Source organism: Vibrio splendidus 12E03, from assembly GCF_000272105.2.
GTDB lineage: Bacteria > Pseudomonadota > Gammaproteobacteria > Enterobacterales > Vibrionaceae > Vibrio > Vibrio splendidus_I.
The window spans coordinates 39,673-64,964 of sequence record NZ_AJZD02000313.1 but is presented as its reverse complement, the minus strand read 5'-3'; the positions used below and the strand labels follow the sequence as shown (position 1 = coordinate 64,964).

General features: G+C 44.4%; 17 protein-coding genes and 1 pseudogene. 8 read left to right on the top strand and 10 right to left on the bottom strand.

The window, feature by feature from the left end; translation table 11 throughout:
- Positions 1 to 2: 2 nt before the first annotated feature.
- Entirely contained in the window at positions 3 to 1,892 is a 1,890-nt protein-coding gene (locus tag A142_RS20070) for a DUF294 nucleotidyltransferase-like domain-containing protein (protein WP_019822585.1), read from the bottom strand.
- Between the two features lie 150 nt (positions 1,893 to 2,042).
- Between A142_RS20070 and A142_RS20065 the strand changes: the two genes are divergently transcribed.
- Positions 2,043 to 2,684 carry an outer membrane beta-barrel protein gene (locus tag A142_RS20065; protein WP_029405474.1) on the top strand — a complete coding sequence of 214 codons (642 nt, stop codon included), beginning with the start codon at positions 2,043 to 2,045 and terminating at the stop codon, positions 2,682 to 2,684.
- A 124-nt stretch (positions 2,685 to 2,808) separates the two neighbouring features.
- Here A142_RS20065 and A142_RS20060 read toward each other — a convergent pair whose 3' ends face one another.
- The 3 genes and pseudogenes from A142_RS20060 to A142_RS20050 form a co-directional block, all read right to left on the bottom strand.
- Positions 2,809 to 3,999 carry an amino acid aminotransferase gene (locus A142_RS20060; protein WP_019822582.1) on the bottom strand — a complete coding sequence of 397 codons (1,191 nt, stop codon included), beginning with the start codon at positions 3,997 to 3,999 and terminating at the stop codon, positions 2,809 to 2,811.
- Positions 4,000 to 4,201: 202 nt separating this feature from the next.
- Positions 4,202 to 5,703, bottom strand: a pseudogene (locus tag A142_RS20055) (HD-GYP domain-containing protein).
- 289 nt (positions 5,704 to 5,992) lie between these two features.
- Positions 5,993 to 6,292: a hypothetical protein gene (locus A142_RS20050; RefSeq protein ID WP_019822580.1), complete on the bottom strand. Its 300-nt coding sequence runs from the start codon at positions 6,290 to 6,292 to the stop codon at positions 5,993 to 5,995.
- A 218-nt stretch (positions 6,293 to 6,510) separates the two neighbouring features.
- On the opposite strand from A142_RS20050, the gene A142_RS20045 reads away from it, so the two are divergent.
- Together A142_RS20045 and A142_RS20040 are read left to right on the top strand one after the other, a co-directional pair.
- Positions 6,511 to 7,914, top strand: a complete 1,404-nt coding sequence (locus A142_RS20045) for a PLP-dependent aminotransferase family protein (RefSeq protein ID WP_019822578.1) — start codon at positions 6,511 to 6,513, stop codon at positions 7,912 to 7,914.
- A gap of 126 nt (positions 7,915 to 8,040) precedes the next feature.
- Complete coding sequence (locus tag A142_RS20040) at positions 8,041 to 8,247, top strand: hypothetical protein (RefSeq protein ID WP_004734707.1); 207 nt, start codon at positions 8,041 to 8,043, stop codon at positions 8,245 to 8,247.
- Between the two features lie 134 nt (positions 8,248 to 8,381).
- Here A142_RS20040 and asnS read toward each other — a convergent pair whose 3' ends face one another.
- Complete coding sequence (gene asnS / locus A142_RS20035; RefSeq protein WP_017060416.1) at positions 8,382 to 9,782, bottom strand: asparagine--tRNA ligase; 1,401 nt, start codon at positions 9,780 to 9,782, stop codon at positions 8,382 to 8,384.
- 559 nt (positions 9,783 to 10,341) lie between these two features.
- Here asnS and A142_RS20030 point away from each other — a divergent pair.
- A complete protein-coding gene (locus A142_RS20030) occupies positions 10,342 to 11,832 on the top strand; it encodes a SulP family inorganic anion transporter (RefSeq protein ID WP_019822575.1) in 1,491 nt (496 codons plus the stop codon).
- 86 nt (positions 11,833 to 11,918) lie between these two features.
- On the opposite strand, the gene A142_RS20025 is transcribed toward A142_RS20030, so the two are convergent.
- Positions 11,919 to 13,541 (bottom strand): methyl-accepting chemotaxis protein, encoded by a 1,623-nt coding sequence (locus tag A142_RS20025; RefSeq protein WP_019822569.1) that lies wholly within the window; start codon positions 13,539 to 13,541, stop codon positions 11,919 to 11,921.
- A gap of 830 nt (positions 13,542 to 14,371) precedes the next feature.
- Here A142_RS20025 and A142_RS20020 point away from each other — a divergent pair.
- Complete coding sequence (locus A142_RS20020; protein ID WP_019822567.1) at positions 14,372 to 15,526, top strand: amino acid permease; 1,155 nt, start codon at positions 14,372 to 14,374, stop codon at positions 15,524 to 15,526.
- Positions 15,527 to 15,618: 92 nt separating this feature from the next.
- On the opposite strand, the gene A142_RS20015 is transcribed toward A142_RS20020, so the two are convergent.
- The 3 genes from A142_RS20015 to A142_RS20005 all read right to left on the bottom strand — a co-directional run bounded on the left by A142_RS20015 (position 15,619) and on the right by A142_RS20005 (position 19,263).
- A complete protein-coding gene (locus A142_RS20015; RefSeq protein ID WP_019822565.1) occupies positions 15,619 to 16,980 on the bottom strand; it encodes an L-serine ammonia-lyase in 1,362 nt (453 codons plus the stop codon).
- Between the two features lie 120 nt (positions 16,981 to 17,100).
- On the bottom strand, positions 17,101 to 18,354 hold the full coding sequence (locus tag A142_RS20010) for an aromatic amino acid transport family protein (protein WP_019822563.1): 1,254 nt from the start codon (positions 18,352 to 18,354) through the stop codon (positions 17,101 to 17,103).
- Between the two features lie 309 nt (positions 18,355 to 18,663).
- Positions 18,664 to 19,263 (bottom strand): CoA pyrophosphatase, encoded by a 600-nt coding sequence (locus A142_RS20005; protein ID WP_019822561.1) that lies wholly within the window; start codon positions 19,261 to 19,263, stop codon positions 18,664 to 18,666.
- 303 nt (positions 19,264 to 19,566) lie between these two features.
- Here A142_RS20005 and A142_RS20000 point away from each other — a divergent pair, with 303 nt between their 5' ends.
- Positions 19,567 to 20,109, top strand: a complete 543-nt coding sequence (locus A142_RS20000; protein ID WP_019822560.1) for a heme NO-binding domain-containing protein — start codon at positions 19,567 to 19,569, stop codon at positions 20,107 to 20,109.
- A 1-nt stretch (position 20,110) separates the two neighbouring features.
- The gene (locus tag A142_RS19995; protein ID WP_019822559.1) at positions 20,111 to 21,829 is read left to right on the top strand and encodes an ATP-binding protein; all 1,719 of its coding nucleotides are present in this window, start codon (positions 20,111 to 20,113) and stop codon (positions 21,827 to 21,829) included.
- A gap of 162 nt (positions 21,830 to 21,991) precedes the next feature.
- Here the strand turns inward: A142_RS19995 and pabB are convergent, their stop codons facing one another.
- Positions 21,992 to 23,371 (bottom strand): aminodeoxychorismate synthase component I, encoded by a 1,380-nt coding sequence (gene pabB, locus A142_RS19990; protein WP_019822558.1) that lies wholly within the window; start codon positions 23,369 to 23,371, stop codon positions 21,992 to 21,994.
- A 254-nt stretch (positions 23,372 to 23,625) separates the two neighbouring features.
- Between pabB and A142_RS19985 the strand changes: the two genes are divergently transcribed.
- Positions 23,626 to 25,143, top strand: coding sequence for a fumarate hydratase (locus tag A142_RS19985; protein ID WP_029405472.1), 1,518 nt, complete (start codon positions 23,626 to 23,628; stop codon positions 25,141 to 25,143).
- Positions 25,144 to 25,292 lie beyond the last annotated feature (149 nt).

Genomic DNA, 25,292 nt, shown 5'->3' with positions numbered 1-25,292 from the left:
CCCTACTTAAACTTGTTGCTGGCTTGATAACGGAACTTAAGGAAGTTTTGCGCATTACTTAATATTTGGAATGCATCCTTTAGGTTACGTCGCTCGAAGTCAGACAGGTTCTCTGGCTCGATGTTGTTATCAGGCTCGATGTTGTTGTCGACATCGTGTGCTTGGTGGCGAATACGAACCAGAGAGATAAACTCCATCGCATCTTTCAAATCTTGAGCTCGGCCTTTCGGCAGAATACCAGCGTCGATAATGTCATCCAATCGTTCAAAAGAGTTTTTCGAGCGAGACGCGACAGCCAAAGAGTGAACACGAATCAAATCGGCCAGTGGTGCAGTACCACGACGCTTAAGATTGATTGAGTTGTTGTGGCGGCCATCTTTCTCCATCACGAAATCTTTGAAAAAGCCCAGTGGTGGAGTACGGTTGAGCGCGTTACGAGCAAGACACGCCAAGAAGCGGTTGTTCTTACGTGCGCGTCGAACAATAAAGCTGTTCAATTGCTCGGCCCATTTCAGGCGACCATAAACGCCATCTAAGTCAAAGAAGATAGATGCGTTCAACAAGGCTTTCGGGTTTGGATCATCAATCCAATCGGCAAAGCACTCTTCCCACTGTCGACGTGTCATACGCCAAGTCGGGTTGGTCGCCATGATGTCGCCAGTACAGTAAACATAACCACATTGGTCTAAGCCGTCACAAATGAATTTTGAAAGTTCTTCAAAGTACTTACCGTGTTTTGCTTCGTCGTATGTGTCATCGAGGATGATGGCGTTATCTTGGTCGGTAACCAGTAGTTGCTCATCACGTCCCATCGAACCTAACGCAAGGAAACAGTATGGGATTGGTGATTTACCTAACTTCTCTTCACCCAACTCGATAATACGCTGTTTAAAACTACGGCCAATTACCGACATTGCAGTACCCACCATGTGGGCATTGGCATCTTCGTTAACTAAGCGCACAAAGCTGTCTTTCACTTGCTCGGAAAGCACCTTCAGGTCTTCGATACTTTGTTGCTGGAAGATACTACTTACCAATAACAGCGAGTTTTGAGACTCATAACGAACAATATCGGTCGCTTCGATAATACCAATCGGCTTCTTATCTTTAAGCACTGGTAAATGATGCACGTTATAGCGAAGCATGGTCATCATAGCTTCGTATACGTAAGCATTATGGTCGAGTGAGATAACCTCTGGTGTCATTACGCTGGATACTTCATCCGATGGGTCAAGACCTTCGGCGAGAACACGCGTACATAAATCTCGGTCGGTGATGATGCCAATCACGGGTGTTGAGTCATCTTCATCATCTTCAACGATATCTGGGTCGATGATCAGCAAAGAGGAAACATTATCTTGTGCCATCATGGTCGCGGCTTGCTGAATGGTGCGCGTTTTTTCGATCATTGGCGCTTCGCTGGTCAGCAGCGTTTTTACCTTTGATGTGGTTAGGTCGTTAGCGTCGTTGCTGTCTGAGTTGGCTTGGCGCAGTCGCGCGTTATCTTCTACTTCTACGAAATCGGCAAAGGAGTCGTAGTTGTCGTAGAGCTCTTGAAAGATAGGCTCAGGAATACAGTAGAGTAGGGTGTCTTCAGTCGCTTTAACTGGGAAACGCACCTTGTTGTTGGTCAGTAGGCCCATTTGACCGAACAAGTGGCCTTCATCAAGGCGGTTATAGAGTTCGCCTTTACGACGGTAGACTTCGACTTCGCCACTTCGAACGATGTATAAGTCATGAATTTGATCACCAAAGTGAATGATAGGGGTATCTTGGCGGTAATAAGAAATTTCCACGCTACTGGTCACTTTCGCCAACATCTCCTCAGGGAGTTCTGTGAAAGGGGGGTATTGTGCCAGAAAGTTTTGAATCTCTAATAACTCAGCATCCATAATGATCATCCATTGGTTTGTATGATTTCATGGTACAACATTTGATAATATTTTGCCGTCACAAATCAATCTGTGAGCTAAAACCTTTTTAAAGTCTTATGGATAGACTAACCTTTCAATTAATGGAGTGACAGTTTAAGGATGATAGGAATGTCGAAGTGGAAGCTTAGTTTTGTATCTGCGGTTTTTATGTTTTCTCCAAGTTTGTGGGCGGACACTAACGCGGTGGATATTTTGGATTACGACCATATTTATGCCACGGCGCATTCGGGCAGTTTAAATGAAGATGCAGGCAGTAATAACAATGCCTCGTCGTATGGATTAGGCGTCAGTTACGCGATGACGGATGATTGGTTGTTGCTGGGAGACTACAGCGCACGCTTTATTCACCCTGATGACACCACAACTCGAATTGATACGCTGATGCCAGGTGTTGGTTACCGTTACAGCATTAAGAAAGATTTAGATATAGTGGCTTACTACCTGCTTGGTATCACTAAAGGTAAGGTTGAAGATAATGACACCAACCGAACTGAATCTTCAGACACTGAGTTCATCCAAGGGGTAAAAGCTGAGCTTAACTATGGCTTTGCGAAACGTTGGATAGCTAACGGGAGTGTGCAGGTGAATCGGAGTGACCTGTTTGATGAAGAGATTTATCACTTAGGTTTACGTTATCTAGTGACCAACAAGTTTGCGATTGGTGGGTCATACCAACATCGAGATGGTGAAGGTAAGATTCGCAGTGAACGAACCAATGAGCTGGGAGTGGAATTTTTCCTAGAGTATTAGCCAGTAACGAAAAGGCTACGTGCCCTAATAGCTCTTATATACAAAGAGACTGACACAAAAAAGCCAGCTTGATTGCTGGCTTTTGCATGTCTATTGGTCTGCAAATACAGGTTTCGCTTTTCGATTAAAGAACCGCAGCGATACCTTTACATAGAGGACCCATGTTTGACTTAGTCATACCAGCAACACTGATACGGCCAGAGCCAACAATGTAGATTGCGAATTCGTCTTTTAGGCGAGTTACTTGCTCTTTGCTTAGGCCAGAGAAAGAGAACATGCCGTTTTGACGTTCGATGAATGTGAAGTCTGCATCAACACCTTCAGATTTCAGTGTCGTTACGAATAGTTCGCGCATCTCTTGGATACGGTCGCGCATTTCTGCTACTTCTGCTTCCCATTCAGCACGTAGATCAGCATCACCAAGGATGTGAGTTACCACAGCACTGCCGTGCGCTGGTGGGTTAGAGTAGATAGAGCGGATAATACTCTTAACTTGAGAGAACGCTGTCGTTGCTACGTCTGCTGATTCAGCAACCAAAGTGAATGCGCCAACACGCTCGTTGTACAAGCCGAAGTTCTTAGAGAACGAGCTAGCAACAAGGATCTCTTTGTTGTATTGAGCAAAAATACGTAGGCCAGCAGCATCTTCTTCAACGCCTTTTGCAAAACCTTGGTAAGCAAAATCGAATAGAGGAAGCAGTTTCTTCTCAGCAACCAATTTAGCCAGAACTTCCCACTCTTCAGTTGTTGGGTCGATACCTGTTGGGTTGTGACAGCAGCCGTGAAGAAGAACGATATCGCCTTCAGAAGCTTTCTCTAGGTCAGCAACCATGCCTGCGAAGTCTTTGTCTTTAGTTTCAGCGTTGTAGTAGCTGTATTGAGCAGTTTCGATACCCGCAGCAGCGAAAACGCCGTTGTGGTTCGCCCAAGTCGGGTTACTGATCCAGATTTTCACGTCGCCCAGTTGGCGCTTGATGAATTCACCCGCTACGCGAAGTGCACCTGTACCACCTGGAGCTTGTGCTGTTTTAGCGCGTTGAGATGCAACGATCTCTGCGTCTGAACCGAAAAGAAGTTTCTGAACCGCTAGACCGTATTCAGCTGTACCTTCAATCGTTAGGTAAGATTTGGTTTTTTCGTTTTCAAGAAGTGCAGCTTCTGCTTTCTTTACTGTTTTAAGTACTGGTGTTTGACCATCTTCATTTTTGTAGATGCCAACGCCAAGGTTGATTTTCTCTGCACGAGAGTCTTTTTTAAACTCTTCAGTAAGGCCGAGGATAGGATCGGCGGGAGCAGCTAACACTTTTTCAAACATAATCTTCATCCATGTCAATTGAGAGGGGATAGTATCTATGGGTAGTTATACCTGTATGGAATTTTTAAGACAATACGAAGTGAACAGAAAGACCAAAAAAAATCCATTTCAATCAGATTTATTGACTAAAGAGGGTATTTGATAACAAAACACCCTACGGATTAACCTATAGGGTGCAAGAAGTTAGTGGATTTTGAATAGATTACGCTGGTTGAGCAATAAAGCTTTCGCGCTCGAGTTCACTCGCTACATTTTTACCATCTTTGTAGGTCGCGGCAATTGAAACAAACGCTTGTTCGACGGCTAGAAAAGCTTGGACAACTTGCGGATCAAAATGCGCCCCATTGCCCTCTAAGATGATCTGTTTAGCTTGTTCATGAGTAAAGGCTGGCTTGTAGACTCGCTTCGAGATGAGCGCATCATAAACATCAGCTAATGCCATTAAACGGCCAGATAACGGGATATCTTCACCAGACAACTGATTAGGATAACCACTGCCATTCCATTTCTCGTGGTGAGTCAGAGATATCTCCTTTGCGACTCTTAAGAAAGAGCTACTTCCCAACTGCTTTTCTGCAATAGATAACGCTTCAGCCCCAATCGCGGGGTGACCTTTCATTATCTCAAACTCTTCGTCCGTCAATTTACCCGGTTTCAATAATACGCTATCAGGCACACCGACTTTGCCCACGTCGTGCAAAGGTGCAGATTTGTAGAGCAACTCGATGTAGTTTGGTGTTAACAAGCTCGAGTGGGTTTCTGATTTGCTGAGCTCTTGTGCGAGAACTTTGACGTACTCTTGAGTTCTTAAAATGTGAGCACCCGTTTCATTGTCTCGAGATTCAGCCAATGCCGATAAGCTCACAATGGCCACGTCACGTGTGGTTTTGACTTCGTTTTGCGCGGTTTCGAGGCTATCAAGCATGGTATTGGTCATAGATGCCATTGAGCCAAGCTCGTTGTAGCCGAAAATAGGTAAGCGAACGCCTTGCTCGCCATTGGTGACTTTGTTTAATGCGTGCTCTTGGCTTAGGAGAATACGCTTAATTAGCTTGCTCCAAGCGTCATGATGGTAATCGCGTAGCCACCCAGTACCACAGCCAAATAAATAAACTCTTTGATCACGCTGATCTTGCCGGTGCCATCCAATAAGCGGTCAGGGTTATGTTCTAACCAAAAGATGTCTTTGACAGCAATCATCGTCAACATAGTCGTCAGTGTTACCAGAAGCACGATAACCAAGCCTATCATCTGCTTGACTAGTGAACTTCTTTCACCAACCAGTTGGAAGTCGAATTGTCCAGTCGTCTCCATTTTATCCATTTGGCTGAGCTTAGCGTTCAATTGAAGAATGGTTCCGGTAAAGAAGCCGAATAGGCTCATTCCAAACAGCACCTTCAAATTACTATCTATGGTGAATTCATAGCTTAAGTTGTAGTAGAGCGCGAAAGGCACACTTGTAGCAAAAAATAGCAGGGTATCGAGTTGCGCGAATCGGCCTTGCTTGACCAAGGTATGTTGAGCGAATAGGTAACGACGCGCGAGCCATAATAAGACAAACACAATACTGACTTGTGTGAAAATCTCTAACGTCGTTAAGCTCTCGAGCATAGGACACACCCGACTGCCATAGGTGCCAAACAGCACGCCAGCAATGACGTATAACTTAGTCGTTAGCGATTGATTGTAATTTAAAGTATCCATCGATAAGCCTTTGTTCTCATTCTTATTAGATTTACGCATTCATTGATTCACGACTTTAGAACTGCGAATGATTAGCATAACTGACGTGAATAAGACCGGAAATTCTATCGATAGCTTTCGTGGATTGATACAAGAAACTGGTTTGTGTTAGAGATTTGTTAGCTAGGTGGGGGTTATTGCAGCATTTTTATGAAGATACTTGAATAGCCTCGGTCGAGGTTCGAGGCTATTCAGTCTGTGTACTGGGTTAGAATCGCAAATGATTGAGTTCGCTATCTACTTTAACCCGTTACTTTTTCAGATTGATTTCAGCTTCGATTGATCCGGTTTCAATCTCAGGGTGGGACGCTAGTTTGTCTGCAGCCCATTGGTTGATGTGTTTCAGAATAGCAGACACCGCGTGTTTTTCCGTTGGTGCTTGGTCTTGTTCGACATCGATCTTTTGCTTTGGATGTGAGCCTGTCGCATCTTCAGCAATATGGAGCCAATCCGGGTGCCAGTAATATGGCTGACCGCTCGGTGTTGTCCAACTGTGAACACCGTTTGACTCTCCTTTATAACCTAATTGGTCTGCTTCTATTTTTTTCATTGTTATCTCGCATGTTTTTGGGTTACATCAAATTATTGAGGTAGAAAGCCAACTTAGTTCCTACCTTGGGTACAAACTTAGCAAAGCTTACAAAGTTATCTGTGAACTAATTCACACTATTGTGGAAATTAGGTGCGATCATATGGATAGCAGCAATAGTTGTTGGCGTAAGTGATAAAATCACCGGCTCACAGAATTTCTCTAGGTAGTACAATTAGATGGCGCGTTATGAAGAGCTTGCAAAGGATATTCGAACTCAGATAGCCAACAATACGTGGCGATCCGGAGAGAAGATCCCTTCGGTACGCATGAGTTGTCGAAATTACAACGTCAGCAATAGTACTGTCTTACAAGCCTATCAGTTGCTAGAAAGCGAAGGGTGGATCATCGCTAAACCTCAGTCGGGCTACTTTGTAGCGCCAAGGCTGGACGGCGTTGATTACGCACAGCCACTCGTTAGTGAAAAGAAAGCCATTAATGACCGCTTATTTGATTTCTTAAAGTCGAGTTCAGCTGAAGGAGTGATTCCTTTCGGCTCTGCATTCCCCGATCCTGACCTTTTCCCGTTACCTACTTTGACTCGAAACCTTGCCAGCGCGGGTAGGAAGATGACTGGCGCGAGTGTGATCAATAATTTGCCACCGGGCAGTGAGTCCTTGAGAAGACAAATCGCGCAGCGTTATCTGCAACAAGGCATTACGGTTAATCATCAAGACATTGTGATTACGTCGGGTGCTATGGAAGCGCTCAACTTGAGCCTGCAAACGGTCACTAAGTCGGGTGATAACGTCGTGATAGAGTCTCCCGCATTTTATGGTGCTCTGCAGGCTGTCGAGAGGCTAGGGCTTAACCCTATCGAAGTGGACGTTTGCCCAATCAATGGGTTGAATATAGAGCAGTTTGAAAACGCGCTACAAAACCAAGATGTTAAAGCGTGTTGGCTGATGACGACTTTTCAAAACCCAACGGGAACCAGTTTGTCGGAACAGGCAAAGCGCCGTGTGGTAGAGATTGCAGAACAGCATGGAACCTACATTATTGAAGATGACGTGTATGGCGATCTTTATTATGAAGGGCACAAGCCGAAGCCATTAAAGGCTTTCGATAAGACCGATTCCGTCTTGCTTTGTGGGTCGTATTCAAAAAGCTTGTGTCCCGGTTATCGAGTAGGGTGGGTTGTGAACACGCGTTTTAACGATGCGATTCAAAAGTTACAGCTTCTTTCTACGTTATCGAGCAGCGCTCCCGTTCAACTTGGTGTCGCCCATTTCTTAACACATGAAAGCTACGACAATCACCTTCGTAAACTGCGTAAAAACCTTGTCGTCAGGAAAGAGCGATTTATAGATGTCATTAAGCAGTACTTTCCGCATTCAATCGAGATTGAAGAACCGGCTGGTGGCTACTTGATATGGATTCGCTTTTCTGAAAAATTCGACAGCCAACAGTTTCATCAACTAGCTATCGAACAAGGCATTAGCGTCGCATCTGGCGATCTGTTCAGTGAGCAGGGCAGAGTAGATAACGCGATACGATTGAACTTCTCTTACGAACTGACAGAAGAGAAAGAACAGGCGCTCATCTGGCTTGGCAAACTGGCACATCAACTTACGCACTCGTAAAACCTTAAGTCCCTCATAAAAAGACAATCATTCCAACTGTACGGGTTGTTTGTGGGGTAACTGTACGCCTAATTGACCAAAGAGTTGTGATTCAATAACGGTAGACCAAATATTGGAGATACCGTTATGTTGAAAATGACTATGGGAAATGAAGTTAAGCTGATTATTGTCGCGATTGTGTGTGCGCTTCTGCTTATTCTCGGCCACGTACTGCTGGCAAAAGCATTCGCTGATATGGCGTGGGCAGAATACACCACTGCCGCGATCCCATTCGTTATGATGGCAATCTGCGGTCTCGCAATAAAATACGCTATCGACCAAGATGTTGATTAGCTTTTGAGTAACGAGTCTTAGATGGTGGCACGCAGAAACAGCCGTCGTCTCGTTTTATTCCGAACATAAAAAAACCTCCGCAAGTGCGGAGGTTTTTATTTGTTCTTAACTTTTAATATCGAATAGGTTTCGAATTAGAAGTTTGCAGAGCGTGGTGTACGTGGGAATGGAATCACGTCACGAACGTTGCCCATACCTGTTACGTAAGATACTAGACGCTCGAAACCAAGACCGAAACCAGCGTGTGGCACTGTGCCGTATTTACGTAGGTCGCGGTACCAGCTCATGTGCTCAGGGTCGATACCCATAGCAATCATACGCTCGTCTAGAATGTCTAGACGCTCTTCACGTTGTGCACCACCGATGATTTCACCGATGCCTGGTGCAAGTACGTCCATTGCTGCAACTGTTTTGCCGTCGTCGTTTAAGCGCATGTAGAAAGCTTTGATGTCTTTCGGGTAGTTCTTAACGATAACAGGCGCTTTAAAGTGCTCTTCAGCTAGGTAACGCTCATGCTCAGAAGACATGTCGATGCCCCACTCAACGTCAAACTCAAATTTCTTACCAGAGTCTAGTAGGATTTGGATTGCGTCAGTGTAGTCAACTTGTGCGAAGTCAGCGTCAACGAATTGCTCTAGACGAGTAATTGCTTGCTTGTCGATGCGAGAAGCGAAGAACTCTAGGTCGTCGCGGCGCTCTTCAAGAACAGCAGCGAAAACGTACTTAAGCATGTCTTCAGCCAGTTTCGCTACATCGTTAAGATCTGCAAACGCAACTTCAGGCTCAACCATCCAGAACTCAGCTAGGTGGCGGCTTGTGTTTGAGTTTTCAGCACGGAACGTCGGACCGAACGTGTAAACCTTGCTTAGTGCACAAGCGTAAGCTTCAGCATTAAGTTGGCCAGATACTGTTAGGAACGTCTCTTTACCGAAGAAATCTTCGTTGAAGTCTACGTCGCCTTTTTCAGTGCGTGGTAGGTTTTCCATGTCTAGCGTAGAAACGCGGAACATTTCACCTGCGCCTTCTGCATCAGATGCAGTAATAAGCGGAGCAGAAGTCCAGAAGAAGCCTTGCTCGTGGTAGAAACGGTGAATCGCTTGAGATAGACAGTTACGTACACGTGCTACTGCGCCAATCACGTTTGTACGTGGACGTAGGTGAGCAACTTCACGAAGGTATTCGATAGAGTGACGTGTCTTAGCCATTGGGTAAGTGTCAGCGTCTTCAACCCAGCCTACAACTTTAACGTCAGTTGCTGCTAGTTCGAAGTCTTGACCTTTCGCAGGAGACTCAACAATCTTACCTGTTACTTCAACAGAGCAGCCAGTCGTTAGCTTTAATACTTCGTTTTCGTAATTATTAAGATTATTAGGAACCACGGCCTGAATCGGGTCGAAACAAGAGCCGTCATAAATGGCAAGGAAAGAGATTCCAGCTTTGGAATCACGACGTGAACGGATCCAGCCGCGAACAGTTACTTCACTGTCTACCGCTAGCTTGCCGCCAAGTACGTCTGTTACAGGCGCGTAAGTCATGTTGATTTCATTCTCCATTGAGGGACAAATTCAACTCAAAGTCTCTGGCATTGCTGCATATAAACATACATTTGCACAATAATTAGCCGAAACATTAAGTTGTATAAACTTTTTAAATCGATTGAACATATTACCTGTCATACCGACAGCTTCAACCTTTATTCTTGCTTGGTGAAAGAAATATTGTGTCTACTGACGATAAAACCGTTTGAGGGTGTGTTTTTTGTTCGATCTTAGCCTGCACCTTACCTTTCAGCCCAATGTCAGTCGTTGAACGAGCAAGGCGTAATCGAAACCTTTGTTTTCAATAATGGGAGTGTGATTGTGTTGAGACTCGCTCTATATTGGCGCGGATTCAGTCATATTGGACTTGATCACTTTCTTAATTTCCCACTAAAGCAACAAGAGGAGTTTAATATTTACGTGTTAATTACGCCGCCTTAGCCCCTGCATTCTCTCTACACCCGCACTTTTCGAGCGCTCGCTCATTCAAGAAAAACAGTCGATCAAATTATGTCTCAACAAGGCAGGACTGGCTGTACAAGTAAAAGAGAATTACATGCTTAATTATTTAAAAAAACACTGGTTATCAAACGTTAAAGGAGATTCATTATCTGGGATTGTGGTTGCACTCGCATTGATCCCTGAAGCCATCGCATTTTCAATTATCGCAGGCGTCGACCCTAAGGTAGGGCTCTATGCATCTTTTTGTATCTGTGTTGTCACCGCTTTGGTTGGCAGTCGTCCGGGGATGATTTCCGGTGCAACAGGCGCTATGGCGCTGTTAATGGTCACATTAGTGAGAGAGCACGGACTAGAGTACCTACTCGCAGCTTCATTCCTAGCTGGCGTCATTCAAATCGCGGCTGGGTATCTCAAGCTTGGTAACCTGATGAATTTCGTTTCCAAATCGGTGATTACTGGATTTGTTAACGCGCTCGCCATCCTAATCTTCATGGCCCAGCTCCCTGAATTGATCAATGTCCCTTCAAGTGTTTACGTATTAGTCGCTTTGGGTTTGGTGATCATTTATCTGCTTCCTTATTTTCCAAAGTTTGGTCGCACGATACCTTCTCCACTGGTCGCTATTGTCACCCTGACAATCATTAGTTTGTTGTTCGGATTAGATGTGAGAACGATTGGCGACATGGGCAAGCTTCCGGATTCACTGCCTGTGTTCTTGATTCCTAATATTCCATTCACGTTTGATACGCTCGCAACCATCCTTCCATATTCGATTGCTCTATCTCTAGTTGGCTTGTTGGAATCCTTGATGACAGCAACCATAGTCGATGATCTGACCGATACTGAAAGTAATAAAAACAATGAATGTAAAGGGCAGGGCGTTGCGAACATCGTGGCTTCCCTTTTTGGTGGAATGGCGGGCTGCGCAATGATCGGTCAGTCGATCATTAACATCAAATCAGGTGGCTTAACCCGATTGTCCAGTATGATCGCTGGGGTGGTTTTACTGCTAATGGTGGTGTTTGTTTCTGATTGGTTGAAGCTGATACCGATGGCGGCGTTAGTGTCTGTGATGATCATGGTTTCTATCGGCACATTCTTATGGCGTTCTGTTGTTGAGCTTAAAGACCATACACTGCCAACCAATGTAACCATGTTGGCAACCGTGGCGGTGGTGGTGTTTACTCATAACTTAGCGATAGGTGTGGCGGTGGGCGTGATTCTGTCTGCGTTATTTTATGCGCATGTTAGCAAGTCTATGGTCTTTATATCAGATGAAGTGGTGACCAACGAAATGCACACCATTCACCGAGTAAAAGGGCATGTATTTTTTGCGTCTTCAGATGCGTTTGTTGACCTATTCGATTACGACAACGCGACCTCTTTAGTGACCATCGACATATCTGATGCATCGTTTCTCGATAATACATCGGTAGAGGCGCTTGATAAGGTCGTGTTTAAGTTCCGTAAAAAGGGAGCTTATGTGGAGGTTTCCGGAATGGATACTGTGAGTGCGAATCTCATATTCAAACACGCGATGTATCACAAGCATAAAGACTTAACCGCGGTTTCCATTACGCACTAATCATTGTCTAAGGTTCTTTGAAAGCCTGAACTAGACATTGCTAGGAAGATAAAGCGCTCATTGTTGAGCGCTTTTTTGTTGGCGATCTATGACTTCTTCTTTGTACTCGACAAAGTGAACTGATTAATCAGTGACTCAAGGTGATCAGACAGCTCTTCTAAATCATTACTGATTCCACGAGTCTCAGCCGCAGACTGCGATGTGTTGTCGGCGTGAGAAGTGATGGTCTCAACCTTTTGTTGAACATCTTCGGTCGCGTGTGTAGTGGATTGCGTCTGTTGTTGAATATTTTTCGCATGAGCCAGTACTTGTTTCATCTCTTCAACGACACCATTCATTTCAACGGACAGTGCGTCGATATCGGTTGAGCTTTGATGGGCTTGTTCGCAAACGCGATCGGCAGATGTCAGCGACTCTTCGCTGCCTTGTTGGAATTGATGAATGATTGACTCAATGCTGCCTGTTGCTTCAGCGGTTCGCGATGCAAGGTGGCGAACTTCATCTGCGACTACCGCAAAGCCTCGGCCTTGTTCTCCCGCTCGCGCCGCTTCAATCGCTGCATTCAAGGCCAGAAGATTGGTTTGGTCAGCAATACCACGAATCACACTCAATATTGAAGAGACCTCTCCGGTTTGCTCATTGAGTGTCAGGATTTTGTGTTTCACTTCTTCTATGCTGCTGACTAGGTTCTTTATTTCACTGCTTGCATCATGAGCTTGGTTAGCACTCTTACACGCTACATCGGCGGTGTGATTGATTAGTTCTGAAGCGGTTAAAGTGGCTTGTTCTACATTGACTTGTTGCGCCTGTATCCCTTCGATATTGTGTTGCACTTCTGCGGTTTCGCTTTGCTGGTCGCTGGCGGCTTGCTCGGTAATTTGCGCGACGCTAGTCAGTTGGTTTGCCGAGGCATTTAACTTGTGCGAGGTGCTTTGTACCTTTTCTAAGCTGTCAGATACGGTTCCCATGAACGAGTTGATGGAGTTAGCCAGCGTGCCAATCTCATCCTTGCTTTGTTCCGGCAGGCGAGTGGATAGGTTTTTATCGTCGCTGACTTGGGTCATAAAGCGAGAAGTCTGTTGCAGCGGGCGCACGATAATCTTACGAATTAATCCCATCGTAAGGACAAATCCGGCAAACGAGATCACTGCCATAATGCCAATAGCAGCCATGGTTTGAGTGTTGATCAACGAGTTAACATGGTTGAGGTTATATTCGAGGCGAATCGCACCCAAGACTTTACCCTCTGGTGCCATATGACAGGCGACACAATTGGTTCCTCGGTAATCTTCACTCGACTTCATTGGCAGAGCAATAACCAAGCCTTTGCCCCAATCAGCAGAAAAAGGTTCGATAACGGTTTCGCCCGCTAGCGCTCGTTTATCAATATCGTCAACCGGTGTTTGGTTGTCATCACCTGGGCCGTATAACTTGCTGACAGCGTCGGCGCGTAAAACACGAACGTCTTCAATGCCTTCTTGAGCCAGTGCTTTCTGACGAAGGGTCTCTTTTTGTGCCATGGTGCCGGTGAGCATCATCATGTTGAGGCTATCGAAGTAGTTACTTGCTTTGTCGTGAAGCTGCTCACTTAACACTGAGTTTACAAGTTGCTTTTGTTGCGAATATTGGAAATAGGTCGATATTGCCAGCAAAAAGGTGAACACGATGGCGAGGGCCACTAGGATTTTAAAGGTGATTGTTGAGCGCATAAGGTGTTTGTTTTTATTAATTATAATGACGCAAATACTGTACTAGTAAGAATTCCTACCACCTATGGGGTATAACGAATTGTGTGACCACACTCCGGTTGTGGTTATGTTTCTGTGATGTAGCGAGTTTGTGTCGTGTCTGATGTTGAAATGGAACGCGCTTCAAGCTCGTCACTGTTCTCAAAACATAGTGTGGTTCTTAAAACATCGTGTTGTGAAAAATACAGCTTTTATTGAAACAGACTGCTGTTTTGGGAATAGAGCGCTGTTATTGAAGTGCAGCAACGGGCTGTGAGTCTGCTGATAGTTAGAAGAGCCTTGGTTGTTGATTAGCTCGATGTATTTGTCAGCTTGTCTTTTATCAATAAAGACTATTGTTTTAGATGGCTTAGCGGTTAATTTATATCCAAACGGCTTTTTTGTTCAATTTAATAGCAAAAAATGTGGTTATGGCGTTGTGTTTCAGAGTTCATTCGATAATATGAAGTGACCTCTAATGACAGAGGAAGGGCAGCAACGGATACGCTGCTTTAAATAATATGGAATGTGACTTATTGATATTGGACACATACATGAAATTCAAGATTACATCACCGATCATCGAACCCACAGAAGGGTCACCACATCAGAAGATGGCTTCTTCATCTGATCACACCTCTCTATACTCTCGCTTGTACTACTCGTTTTCTACTGCCTTTTCGCGATTTAACTCCGCTTATCGCTCCTATCGATATTCGTTTTAAAGCTTAACTTCTTTCGAATTTTCTTTGCATCTTGGTTGATGACAGAGAACTACGCCTATTAAAAACTAAATAAATAAGTTAAAGACAATGAATATTAAAATGATGGGTAGCTCCCTAATTATCGCTGGTACCGCTCTTGGTGCTGGTATGCTTGCAATCCCAATGGTATTAGCTCAATTCGGATTGCTTTACGGCACACTGCTAATGGTTCTGATCTGTTTCGGTACCACTTACGCCGCATTACTACTTCTTGAAGCAACCATCAAAGCGGGTGGTGGCTTAGGATTAAACTCTATCGCTAGAAAGACACTAGGCAAACAAGGGCAGCTGATCACCAATGGTCTGCTTTACGCCTTACTGATTTGCTTGCTAATGGCTTATATATTAGGTGCAGGTGACTTGCTGAGTAAGCTGCTGTCTAACCTCGGTGTCGATATTACTGCAACAACGAGTCAAATTACTTTTACCTTGATTGCCGGTGCTGTTGTGGCGAGTGGAACAGGCGTGATTGATAAGCTCAACCGTGCACTGTTCTTCGTGATGCTAGCAAGTTTGTTTGCAACGATGGCGTTTTTAGCGCCAAGCATGACGCAAGATAACTTAATGCAGGTAACAAGTCACAATCATGTAGACCTAATTAAAACGAGTGCAATCTTGTTCACCAGCTTTGGCTTTATGGTCGTGATTCCAACATTGGTTTCTTACAACCATGAAGCAACCGATAAACAGCTTCGTAATATGGTGATTGTAGGCTCGCTTATTCCTTTAGTGTGCTACCTATGTTGGTTGTTTGCCGTGGTAGGTAACTTGAGTGAAGAGCAGTTTAGAAGCTTCCACAATGTATCTGACTTGATGGCTGCATTTGAAGCTCAGTCGCCATGGGTTGGTACTGTGCTATCTATCTTCACTGGTTTGGCGCTGCTGACTTCGTTCTTTGGTGTGGCAATGTCGCTATTCAACCAAAACCGAGACATGTTCAACCAAAATACAGCGGTGACTTACTGCATTAGCTTTATCCTGCCATTAGCGGGCTCACTACTGGCTGCGGATAAGTTTCTACAAGTGCTGAACTACGCTGGCATCATTCTGGTGTTCTTGGCGGTATTCGTACCTCTGGTCATGGTTCACAAGCAACGCTTTATGAAAGTAGCAGAAGACAGGTACAGCGCAGAAGGTGGCAAACCAATGATGCTTTTCTCATTGTTGTTTGGTTGCTTCTTACTTATCTCTCAAGTGATTTAACCATTGCTGTGCTGAACAGCAGCTGATATTGAGACATAAAAAAAGGAACGCATATGCGTTCCTTTTTTTGCTTGTTTGTTAGCGAGAGTCGATTAACAAACAACCTTAACAGCCAAACCACCTTGAGATGTCTCACGGTATTTAGCGTTCATGTCTTTACCGGTTTCTAGCATTGTTTCGATAACTTTATCTAGAGAAACAGTAGGAGCTGAAGAACGACGAAGTGCCATACGAGTTGAGTTGATTGCTTTTACAGCAGCAATACCGTTACGCTCGATACATGGTACTTGTACTTGGCCAGCAACTGGGTCACATGTTAGACCTAGGTTGTGCTCCATTGCGATTTCCGCAGCCATACATACTTGCTCAGGGCTACCACCCATAAGCTCAGCAAGACCAGCAGCAGCCATAGAACATGCCACGCCAACTTCACCCTGACAGCCAACTTCTGCACCAGAGATAGAAGCATTACGCTTGTAAAGACCACCGATAGCGCCAGAAGCCGCGAAGTAACGGATGTAGTCTTTCTCAGTCACAGTTTGGATGAACTTATCGTAGTAAGCTAGAACAGCAGGGATGATGCCACATGCGCCGTTTGTTGGTGCAGTAACTACACGACCGCCAGCTGCGTTCTCTTCGTTTACTGCGAATGCAAACATGTTTACCCAGTCAACAACTGTCATTGGATCATTGGTTGTTTTTTCTGAAGTCATTAGCTGTTGGCGAAGTGCTGCAGCACGACGAGGTACACGCAGTGGACCAGGCAGGATACCTTCAGTATTCATACCGCGATCCATACACTCACGCATCGTTTTCCAGATGTTAGCGAAATAAGTACGAGACTCTTCGTCTGAGTGGAATGCTGCTTGGTTTTTCATAACCAGTGTACTGATAGAAAGACCGCTCTCTTTACACTGATTAACCAGCTCTTCAGCTGTTGTGAATTCGTAAGGTGCTTTGATTGGGTTTTCTTCTTCTTTGCCGAAGTTCTCTTCGTCAACGATGAAACCGCCACCAATTGAGTAGTACGTTTTTGAGTATGCAACTTCGTCACCAACCCATGCATGAATGCTCATGCCGTTCTCGTGTAGAGAAAGGTTGCTAGTGTGGAAGTTCATACCGCCATCGCGTGGGAACGATACTGTATGACAGTGCATGCCAACAGGAAGGCGCTCAGTTTCTTCTACGCGAGCAATGAAGCCAGCAATAGAATCGATATCAACACGCTCAGGAGTATTGCCAGCAAGACCCATGATGATTGCGATATCTGTGTGGTGACCTTTCCCTGTCAGTGATAGTGATCCATATACGTCCACGGTGATTTTAGTGATGTCGCGCAATTTTCCCATTGAACGTAGGTCATCAATAAATTCTTTACCCGCTTTCATTGGTCCAACTGTGTGTGAGCTCGATGGACCAACACCGATTTTATAGATATCAAATACACTAATCATAGCGATTACCTCAAAAAGAGAGCCTCCCAAGGGGAGTAGGGAGGCTCATTTATTATCATTATATTTTTTGTCTAATCTCGCGATATAAGATGGATGCCATCTTATAAAAAGGGCTTGAGATTAAAGAGCGCCGTAGATTACAGAACTAATAGCCGCTAGACCACATAAAGCTGTAAAGATTTGCACAGGTGCTGAAGTTTTGTACTTAGCCATTGCTGGTACTTTGTTCATTGCGAATACAGGCATTAGGAACAGGATAGCTGCAATCATTGGAGCACCCATTGTTTCAATCATACCTAGGATGCTTGGGTTAACTACCGCAACAATCCAAGTTGTAATAACGATGAACGCTAGAGATGCTTTTTCAATCTTGCTTACTGAAGAACCAGAGCGAGATTTGATTAGACCAACAAGACCTTCGTGAGCACCAAGGAAGTGACCAAAGTAGCTTGAAGTAATTGCCGCGAACGCTACTAGAGGACCCATGTAAGAGATAAGTGGAGACTCGTGAACGTTAGCTAGGTAAGAAAGTACAGAGATGTTTTGCGCTTGTGCTGTTGCTAGTTGCTCTGGAGATAGAGAAAGTACTACAGAGAATACGAAGAACATTACAAAACCCATCAGCATCATTGCTGCGCCACCAGTGATTGCGTCAGTTTTTTTAACTGCGTCTTCACCGTATACACGACGTTGCTCTTTAGAGAACTGTGAAATGATTGGGCTGTGGTTGAAAGAGAACACGATGATTGGAATAGCAAGCCAGATAATAGAAGGCATTGTTGACCATTCTGGGCTTACGTCCATCATTGAAGTGTTCCAATCAGGAACTAGGTAGAAAGATAGCGCTAGTAGGATGAATACTAGTGGGTAAACCATTGCTGACGTTGCTTTCAGCATTAAATCTTTACCGAATACAACACCTGCTGTCATAGCTAGGATAAGTGCACCAGAAAGAAGAGGACGTGGAATAGATTCCATACCCATTTGGTTTACTAGGAAAGAATCAACTGTGTTTGTGATACCAACACCGTAGATAAGAACGATTGGGTAGATAGCGAAGAAGTAAGCGAAAGTAATAATGTTTGCGCCAGTCTTACCGAAGTGTTCTTCAACTGTGTCTGTAATATCTGCTTCAGGGTTTTTAGCTGACAGTACGAAACGAGCTAGAGATTTGTGTGCGAACCAAGTCATTGGTGCCGCGATTAGAGCTAGGATAACTAATGGCCAAAAACCACCCGCACCAGCTTTGATTGGAAGAAATAGTACGCCAGCACCAACTGCTGTACCGAATAGTGATAAACACCAGGTAAAATCTTTATAGTTAAACTTGCTTGAATCTTTAACGGCATTTGCCGAAGAAGTTGTTGTGTTCATGTTAAATTACTCATTTTTTGGGAACAGGAAATAAGTCGGGGCTAATTCTGCAGAATTTTCGTCTGCAAAAAATAGATCTAAATCATGTAATGAAACGGCGTGTCACATGATATGCGAAAAACGGATTTTTGATCACGAAAATAGCGTGCCACAGGTGATTTATGTTTATGCTTGGTATTAGTTTTTTTTATGCGAAAGGGCGGGTTGTATAGATCTATAGCAGGTAAACGTTTGCGTAAAATTGTATTAATAATTCTGTTCCATACAAAGCTTGCGATTTGTTAACAGAGATTAAACAAAACGTAGTTGCTATGTAATTCGTTGCACTACATGTTGCTGCAGTGATTGGATGATTTGAGCCGTAACGCCCCAAATTAGGTGCTCTTGGAAGGGCATCGCAAAAACGCGATGCTTGATTTGTTTAAAGTTGACCATGTGACTGTGTAACTTGGCTTGGTCTAAAACATAGGTAGCGGGCACCTCAAAAATTGAGGCAACTTCGTTCTCATCGATGATGGCTTTATAGTCAGGATCGACCATGGCAACAATCGGCGTCACAGAAAATTTACTAATAGTACTCAATGCAGGTAATTGCCCAACAATTTTAACTTGATCCGATCGAATTCCCACCTCCTCATGGAGCTCTCTGAGTGCAGTGAATTGCATAGAAGGGTCAGAAAGTTCGTGTTTACCACCAGGAAAGCTGACTTGGCCGGGGTGATGCTTTAAATTAGCCGCTCTTTTAGTAAAAATGACATGTAAACCATCTTCTCTTTCAACTAAACCTACCACCACTGCCGCTTTACGTAATTGCTCGCCACTGATGTGCGAAACACGCTCTACTGACTCAGGGTGATAGCCAACGGTAGGGTTAAGTTGGAATTGCTGAAGGAAGTTTTCTTTATTCATATCAAGCCAATATATTGATTATTATGATTTTAAGTATAGACATAACCGTGGGTTGATTACCAATATTGAATTTTTCTTCATTTACTTTCCCTCTTTTAGTTATCAATTGGATGCCATGAGGGGCTTTTTACCACTGAATCTCCTCAACATGACGATTTTTGCTATATTCAATATGTGCATACAGGCAAGTAAGCGTTATCGATGTCATAAAATTGGGTGACGAAACGTAGATTTTTTGTTTAAGAATTTGATAACAATAACTTAGTGGACCATTCTAAAAAGAAATAGAAGAAAAGGTATGAGATGAAAGGAATCATATTCACCGAATTTTTAGAGCTTGTTGAAGACAAGTTTGGGCTAGAGCTTTTGGAAGAAGTTCTAGAAATGTCAGAAGATGAAGGGATCTATACGTCGGTCGGCAGTTACGACCACAAAGACCTTGTCAGGTTGATTATCAACTTGAGTAAGAAAACCGATATTGATGCGGCAAGCTTGCAACGCGTTTTGGGGCAGTCTGTTTTTAAGAACTTACTGGCCTCATTACCAAATAAAGCGAGCCTTGCTCACAGCAATACCACCTTTCAATTTATTCAGCACGTAGAGCGCTACATTCACGTTGAAGTGAAGAAGCTTTATCCAGATGCTGAGCCACCTGAATTCAGTTTTATCACCACTACCGAAGCACAACTTGTTTTTGACTACAAAAGCGCAAGGTGTATGTCTCATGTTTGCTTAGGACTTATAGAAGGATGCGCTGAATACCACGGTGAATCTATCGCGGTGGAGATGACGCCACAAAATGATGACCAAAGTGTGGTTAGGTTTAATCTCAAAGTAGAAAAGTAATATGGATCTGGCATCTGCCCTAGAGAAGAAGCTTAAGCGTCAAATCGCGGCAAGAAAAGCGGCTGAAGGATTGTTGGAACAGAAGAGCCTCGAGCTGTTCGAGGCTAACCAACAACTTGAGCTTGCTTTGCGTCAGTTAGAAAAGCGCTCCAACGCGAATATACGCCGCATTGAATTCCAAGAACAAATCGACAACCTGTTGATTGATTTTGGGCGCGCGTTTCTAAGAAATGATCTCGATGATGTCATGCTATCTGAATTAACGACCAACGTGACCAGCAGTTACTTAATCGAAGCCAGTCGTTTGATTCTACCTCCCAAGCTCATCCCTCAGTTACAGACCTATGATTATGGCGATGAGACTGTCGAGGTGTTAGAGCAAGACATTCAAGAACCTCATTGGCAAGACGACCTGCTGACCGTGCCTTTAGAGGTTGAAAAAGTCATAGTTGGCGCGTTAATCGTCAGAGTCAGGTTGTTAGACCAAGACTACGAGTTTATACAAAGCCAACTGTTGTTAGTAACGGACCTTATCTGCAGTGCCTTAACCCATCAACTAGCAATCAACCGAAATATTGAATCACGTAAACGAGCGGAAGAGTCCGAAAGGGCAACGCGTGACTTTGTGGCCATGATTAACCATGAGTTAAGAACTCCGCTTAATGGCTTGTTAGGTAGTGCAGAATTGATCAGTGATACGGAACTGAACAGCTCTCAACGTGAAATAGTGAACAACCTGCGCCAGTCTGGAGAGTTTCTCAGAACCATCATTAATGACTTGCTGGATTTCAGCAAAATTAACGCAGGGATGTTAGAGCTGATTCCAAAGAAATTTGCCCTGAATGACTTGCGAAACACGATTGATAGTATCTTCGTCAATCGAGCAATAGAGAAGCAGCTTGAATTCAATATCAGTGTTGCGTCGAACGTTCCTTCCCATTTTCAAGGCGATTTAGAGCGCATCACTCAGCTGTTTGTGAACTTAATCGGTAATGCGATTAAATTTACAGAAGAAGGGCATGTGAATGTTGATATTAAGTGGGACAAAAACCAATTTGTTTTCTCTGTAGAAGATACCGGAGTCGGAATTGCTGAATCGGCGCATAAGACGCTATTTGAACCTTTTACGCAGGCAGATAACTCAAGTAGCCGGAACTATGAAGGCACCGGGCTTGGGTTGGCGATTTGTCGCAAGCTGGTGGCTCTGATGAATGGTGATATTGGGGTGACCAGTGTCGTTGGTTCAGGCACGACGTTTACCATCTCGATTCCTCTTCAAGTTGTCGATGTTCCGGCTGAGAGTGATAGTGTTACCAAGGGCTTTGAGTCTGAGGCGGAATTGTCACTACTTAAAGTGCTGGTGGTTGATGATATTAAGATGAACCAGATCATCATCCAACAGATGCTCCGTAAACATGAGATTGAACCTGCTATTGCAAGTAATGGTGTCGAAGGGTTTGAGCTCGCGTCAGACAATGAATACGACATTGTATTCATGGATTGCAGAATGCCCGTTATGGACGGCTTTGAAGCGACAGAGAAGCTAAGAGAGAAGGGTTACGTTAAATCTATTGTGGCTCTGACCGCCGGAACGACACTTGAAGAACGCGAACGTTGTATTCAGTGTGGAATGGATGACATTTTGAGTAAACCTTACACCGCCAACGATCTTAAAGAGATGCTTAAGAGGTGGGGGCTCTCTGCGGCGAAGGTCGCTTAAACACGCGAATAAAGCGTTGTGAGTCATGTACTCTAACTTAAAGACTAAAAAACCGAAGTGATCTTGCGATCCTTCGGTTTCTTCTTATATAAAGCTTTTTCTGGCCGTTAAGCAGCGGAACTCGTCATTAAGTAGCGGAACTAGCAGTTAATGACATTAGGTTTAGCAATCTTCAAGTACCGGTAGAATTCGACTCAGCTTATCCAGTGTTTCTTGGTATTCAGAAGCACAATCACTATCAAACACCACACCACCGCCAGCCCATGCATAAAGCGTATTGTTCTCGGCGACTAATGTACGAATGGTAATACTGGTATCCATTCTGCCATTTCGGCTGATGTAGCCAATACTGCCGCAGTACGCTGAACGTCGATGCGGTTCTAACTCTTCAATGATCTGCATCGCGCGAACTTTTGGTGCGCCAGTAATCGACCCTCCAGGGAAACACGCCCTCAGAAGGTCAGTCGCAGAATATTGATCATCAAGGTCTGCTCGTATCGTGCTTACTAAGTGGTGCACGGCAGGGAAGCTCTCAATATCGAATAACTTTGGTACATGAACAGTGCCCGGTTTTGCCACTCGGCCAATGTCATTACGAAGCAGGTCGACGATCATCAGGTTCTCGGCCTGATCTTTATCGGCGCTTGCTAGGTCTTGCGCGTTGGCATCATCAATCATCGGGTCATCAGAACGAGGTCGTGTGCCTTTGATTGGCTTGGTTTCAATGACGTTGTCTTTGAGTTCTAAGAAACGCTCTGGCGAAACACTGATGATTGCGCAGTCGGCCAAACGGATAAAACCCGAAAAGGGCGCTGAGTTGTACTGCTCTAACTTGTCATAAGCCAACCATTCACTGCCTTGGTATTGAGCATTGAAGCGCTGAGCTAAGTTGATCTGATAGCAGTCCCCGGATAACAGGTACTCTTGAACACTATCGAACTTAGTGGCGTAGCTTTCTTCGCTCATATTGGATTGCCACGGTGTGGTTAATCCAAAGGGCGCATGTGTTAGGTGTGATTGACCCATTTTCTGCATCAGCCAATCATGATGTTCGTCGATATTGCTGCCGACAATACACGCCGTTTTCAGTTGGTGATCAACGATAACAGCCCATTCATATAAGCCAACCGCCATGTCAGGTGCTTCAATATCACGCGTTGCGAGTGAAGGAAGTGTCTCGACTCTGCGCCCTAAATCATAACTAAAATAGCCTAAAGCGCCGCCAACGAATGGCAACTCAGTGTGCTCTTTAGTCGCAGGTAATAACTGTTGCTGATATTGGTCGAGTAGTTCGAAAGGATCGGAGTCTGAAACCTCGCACGTCTCATTAACATTAACGGTCGTTTTTGCACCGATTGTCTCGAAGGTGGCGATGGGTTGAGCAACTAAAATATCGTATCGACTATCAACGTGGCTTTCTGAAGCGGAGCGTAATAGCATTGCCCACGGCAGGTTTTCAATATGGGAAAACAGCTGTTTAGCTAAAGTTGATTGATATTCAAGCGGCTTGATTTGGATAGAGCGAAATTCGTTGTTATTCATTTGTTTAATTTGTGACAAAGAGTTCGATCACTGCATGGCGTGTGAGAGGAAGCAAGAGTATCATAAATTGAAAATAAAATGGGTTCTTGATTAGAACGGTGCAAACTACATGGTTTAGTTTACAGCTATGCAAGCGATTGCTAAAGCAACTAAATACAGCTCAACATAATAAAAAGCTAAGCCAACTAATCCGGTTAGACAAAAACAGTCAAACCAAGACCCCACATGGAACCAGAACAATAAAGAGGCATGCAATGACGGTTATTCGTAAGCAAGATGTGATCAGCAGTGTCGCTGACGCACTTCAGTACATTTCTTATTATCACCCTTTAGACTTTGTCCAAGCCCTAGAAAAAGCGCACGAGAAAGAAGAGAGCCAAGCAGCTAAAGATGCTATTGCTCAGATTCTTATCAACTCACGCATGTCTGCGGAAGGCCATCGTCCAATTTGTCAGGATACGGGTATTGTTACTTGTTTCGTGAACATCGGTATGGATGTTAGGTGGGAAACGGATCAAACAGTACAACAGATGGTTGATGAAGGCGTTCGTCAAGCTTACAACAATCCAGATAACCCATTGCGTGCATCTGTCCTAATGGACCCTGCAGGTAAGCGTATTAATACCAAAGACAACACACCAGCGGTTGTTCACATTAATATGGTTCCAGGCAACAAAGTTGAAATTCAAATCGCGGCAAAAGGCGGCGGTTCTGAGAACAAAACCAAGATGGTTATGCTGAATCCTTCTGATGATATTGCAGAGTGGGTAGAGAAGACGCTGCCAACAATGGGGGCGGGCTGGTGTCCACCGGGTATGCTAGGTATAGGCATCGGCGGTACGGCTGAGAAAGCAGCAGTTCTAGCGAAAGAATCTTTGATGGAACATATCGATATCCAAGAGCTTATCGAGAAAGGTCCAGAGAACGCAGAAGAAGAGCTTCGTCTAGATATCTTCAACCGTGTAAACAAGCTGGGTATTGGTGCACAAGGTCTTGGCGGTCTAACGACTGTGGTTGACGTGAAAATCAAAACAGCACCAACTCATGCTGCATCTAAGCCAGTTTGCTTGATCCCGAACTGTGCAGCAACGCGTCACGTGCACTTCACGCTAGATGGTAGCGGCCCGGCAGAGCTAACGCCACCTAAGTTAGAAGAGTGGCCAGACATCACTTGGGAAGCGGGCGCAAACACACGCCGTGTTAACCTTGATGAAGTGACTAAAGAAGACGTACAAGAGTGGAAGACCGGCGAAACGGTTCTTCTGTCAGGTAAGATCTTAACCGGTCGTGATGCGGCTCATAAACGTATTCAAGGCATGCTAGAAAGCGGCGAAGGCTTACCAGCTGGCGTTGATTTCAAAGGCAAGTTCATTTACTACGTGGGTCCTGTTGATGCTGTAGGTGATGAAGCGGTAGGTCCTGCAGGTCCAACAACTTCAACACGTATGGATAAGTTCACTGACATGATGCTGAACGAAACTGGCATTATGGGCATGATCGGTAAAGCAGAACGTGGGCCTGCAACGGTTGAATCAATCAAAGAGCACAAAGCGGTTTACCTAATGGCGGTTGGCGGCGCAGCTTATTTAGTCGCGAAAGCAATTAAAAAAGCACGCGTAGTTGCGTTTGAAGATCTAGGTATGGAAGCGATTTACGAGTTTGAAGTTGAAGATATGCCTGTAACGGTAGCCGTTGACTCTAACGGCGTGAACGCACACCAGATCGGCCCTGACACTTGGAAAGTGAAGATTGCTGAAGCTGAGAAAGCGTAATTAACCGACGCCAAAAAATTGTAATTGTCGTTAACTTCAGCGTTTGAATTGCAATTTTTGACAGAAAGTTAAAGACAAAAGTGCAGCATTATCTGCACTTTTGTCATATTATCAATGATATAGTGATAAACACATAGTTTGATATAAGA